3 protein-coding genes and 2 pseudogenes are annotated in these 2,495 nt (G+C 37.8%); all 5 read left to right on the top strand.

Translation table 11 applies throughout. The annotated features are described in order from the left end of the window. Nucleotides 1–1,040: pseudogene (locus B7705_RS09860) on the top strand (hypothetical protein); the annotation flags it as partial. Beyond that, nucleotides 1,037–1,426 carry a hypothetical protein gene (locus tag B7705_RS00020; protein ID WP_000656834.1) on the top strand — a complete coding sequence of 130 codons (390 nt, stop codon included), beginning with the start codon at nucleotides 1,037–1,039 and terminating at the stop codon, nucleotides 1,424–1,426. The pseudogene B7705_RS09860 and the gene B7705_RS00020, both read left to right, overlap by 4 nt. A 116-nt stretch (nucleotides 1,427–1,542) precedes the next feature. After that, nucleotides 1,543–1,812 (top strand): hemagglutinin, encoded by a 270-nt coding sequence (locus B7705_RS00015; protein WP_084946664.1) that lies wholly within the window; start codon nucleotides 1,543–1,545, stop codon nucleotides 1,810–1,812. Beyond that, the gene (locus B7705_RS00010; RefSeq protein WP_084946661.1) at nucleotides 1,809–2,207 is read left to right on the top strand and encodes a hypothetical protein; all 399 of its coding nucleotides are present in this window, start codon (nucleotides 1,809–1,811) and stop codon (nucleotides 2,205–2,207) included. Before B7705_RS00015 ends, B7705_RS00010 begins: the two co-directional genes overlap by 4 nt. Nucleotides 2,208–2,256: 49 nt before the next feature. Beyond that, nucleotides 2,257–2,495 (top strand): annotated as a pseudogene (locus tag B7705_RS00005) (T7SS effector LXG polymorphic toxin); the annotation flags it as partial.

Raw genomic sequence — 2,495 nt, 5'->3', positions numbered from 1 at the left:
TCCTGTTTGCGGAAGGTTTTATTGGTGCAGCTGGAAGTATGGTTTCAGAGACTGCCATCGGAGCTGTAGATTTGACTCAGATCATTGGTATTGCCGGTATTGATGGCGTCAATCGCCTAACAGGAGGTCAAACTCCAGAGTGGATGAAGCGGGACTTGAAAGGGACGGCAGATAACCTGTCTAGCCTTGTGGAGTTAGGAGTAGGAACTTACACTGCTCTGACTGATCCAGGAGCGGCTCAGCGTGGCCAGGATCCCAATGCTAGCTATGCGGATAAGGCTGCTTATCGTGCTCAAGAGACCGGAAAAGCCCTTTGGGATAAAGTTACCCATATGGATGCCTATGACGCAGGAGGCTTGACCTTTGAGATTGCCAGTCTTTTTGTCGGTCCAGCAGCTGTAGGGAAGATGGCTAAGGGGACCAAGTTAGGAGCTAAGGCAGCTGAGATGATTAACTTAGCCAAGAACAGCACCAAAGCAAGAATTCTCACAAATGTTGAAAAATGGGGATCAAAGGTTGACAATATCCTAGTGAAGAGCAATAATGTCATTGGGAAATTTGGCGAGAAACTATTAGATACCCGAATCCCAGTCGGTATCCGTAAAGAGGTAGTTGCCTTTGCGGGTGGTATGGGAACCATGCCTACTTTCAGCGCTGAGAGTAAGACACTACGTGAGGTTATGCACTTCTCAAGCAAACATGCGGATGATGTTTTGAGAGGTGTAGGTGGTTCTGGGAAGGCGGAGCGAGTCACACAAGCTGTTAATAATATGTCTGAGTTTTTTGAGACAGACTTTGGAAAAAAGATTAGGGGCAGTCTTAGAAAGACGAAGAAACAATATGACGGGCAAAGTGTTTATGAGGTGATGGAGAAGGTTGATAGAAATTTGCGCAAAGGAGATTACCTGTATTTGGATGGTTTACATATGGACCATTTTGAAGTTTTTGATAAACGTGGTAATTTGAAATCTGTACTTAATCTTGATGGTACTTTAAACACAGATAAGTTATTAAAAGCTAAAGGAAGGAAATTACATTGAAGGAAGAAATCTATAAACTTTATGAGGTGTGTAAACGATTCAATTCGAGGCTAGGATACTCGTTAGAAGAAAATAAAAAATTAAAAGATTTTAAAGAATTGATAGATGATAATCTATCTGATGACTTTCAAGAGCTTATGTCAGGTATTTCAGCATTCAAGGAAGAAATAATTGATCAAAGTATAGCTGATGAGCAATACAGTCAATTCTATTACGAGTTATTGTCTTCGATGGCTAACTTTTCTTCTTACTTTGCAGATTTGCATGAAATAATTTTTGATCTAAACAAAAGACGCAGATTTAAAATGGGAGAAATTACCAAAGAGGAGTTAGTCAGTTCAGATGAAATAATTTTAGACGATGAGGACGATGAATCTGGAAATTAAAGAATAGATATTTATTGTTTTTCTAAACGCATTAAAGATTTTGTCCGGCGGATGATGTAGTACGAGGAGTAGGTGGTTCTGGGAAGGCGGAGCGAGTCACACAAGCTGTCAATAATATGTCGGAGTTTTTTGAGACAGACTTTGGAAAAAAGATTAGGGGCAGTCTTAGAAAGACGAAGAAACAATATGACGGGCAAAGTGTTTATGAGGTGACTAAAGATATAGATGATATTTTGAAAAAAGGAGATAAATTGTACTTAGATGGTCTGCATAAAGATCATTTTGAGGTATTCAATAAAAGAGGTAAAGTAAAGGATGTTCTTAATCTTGATGGAACTTCTAATAGTAAAAAATTTAATTTAGCTTCTGGGAGGAGATTAAAATGATTAGTTCAGAGTTAAAAGATGTAATGAAACGATTGACTATTCTTAATGAGAATAATAAAGGTGTGCTACTTAGAGAAGAAAGTATCAGAGATATAGACAATACGATAAATATCTTTCTAAAAAAATATGAAGATCGTTTTTATGAAGGATTAAGATTGTTTAACAAGATAGATATTACTACAATTTCCTCTTCAGAGAATTCAGATTACACTATTGTTTTCTATAATCTATTAACTGGAATTAGGGGGATAATCGATTGTTTTGATGACTTTGATGATATTTTAGTTGAATTGAATAAAAACTTCATGTATCAAAGTGGCGAAATCACAAAAGAAGAATGGGAAAGTTCAGGGGAAATAGTCTTGGATGACGAAGAAAATGAATTTGGAGATTGAAGAATAGATATTGATTCCTCGCTTTTTATGTTCACTAGGAGGAAGGCTAATGGGATTTTATGTCGATATTGCGGAGCTTCAGAAAGCCCAAGAGGCCTATATGAAGATGGTCGCGACTGCTCAGAGTCAGTTGGATACCGCTAAAAATGGGATGAATGCCATCATCACCAGTAATTCCATGCATGGAGAAGTTGGGAAAGCGATTACGAATGAAATCAATAATGTTCATAACCCCGTGATTGTTGGCTTAAAGAATGGCTTAGAATTTCTAGGTTCTGAGTTTTCCAA

The organism is Streptococcus oralis subsp. dentisani (assembly GCF_002096685.1).
In the GTDB taxonomy this organism is placed as follows: Bacteria; Bacillota; Bacilli; order Lactobacillales; family Streptococcaceae; genus Streptococcus; species Streptococcus oralis_AD.
Note: the sequence above shows the minus strand (reverse complement) of the source record. Positions and strands in the feature narration are given on the sequence as shown.

What these genes read in the sequence shown, in the direction of transcription:
- B7705_RS00015 (WP_084946664.1), top strand. Translation starts at nt 1,543, where the DNA reads ATGTCGGAGTTTTTTGAGACAGACTTTGGAAAAAAGATTAGGGGCAGT.
- B7705_RS00010 (WP_084946661.1), top strand. Translation starts at nt 1,809, where the DNA reads ATGATTAGTTCAGAGTTAAAAGATGTAATGAAACGATTGACTATTCTT.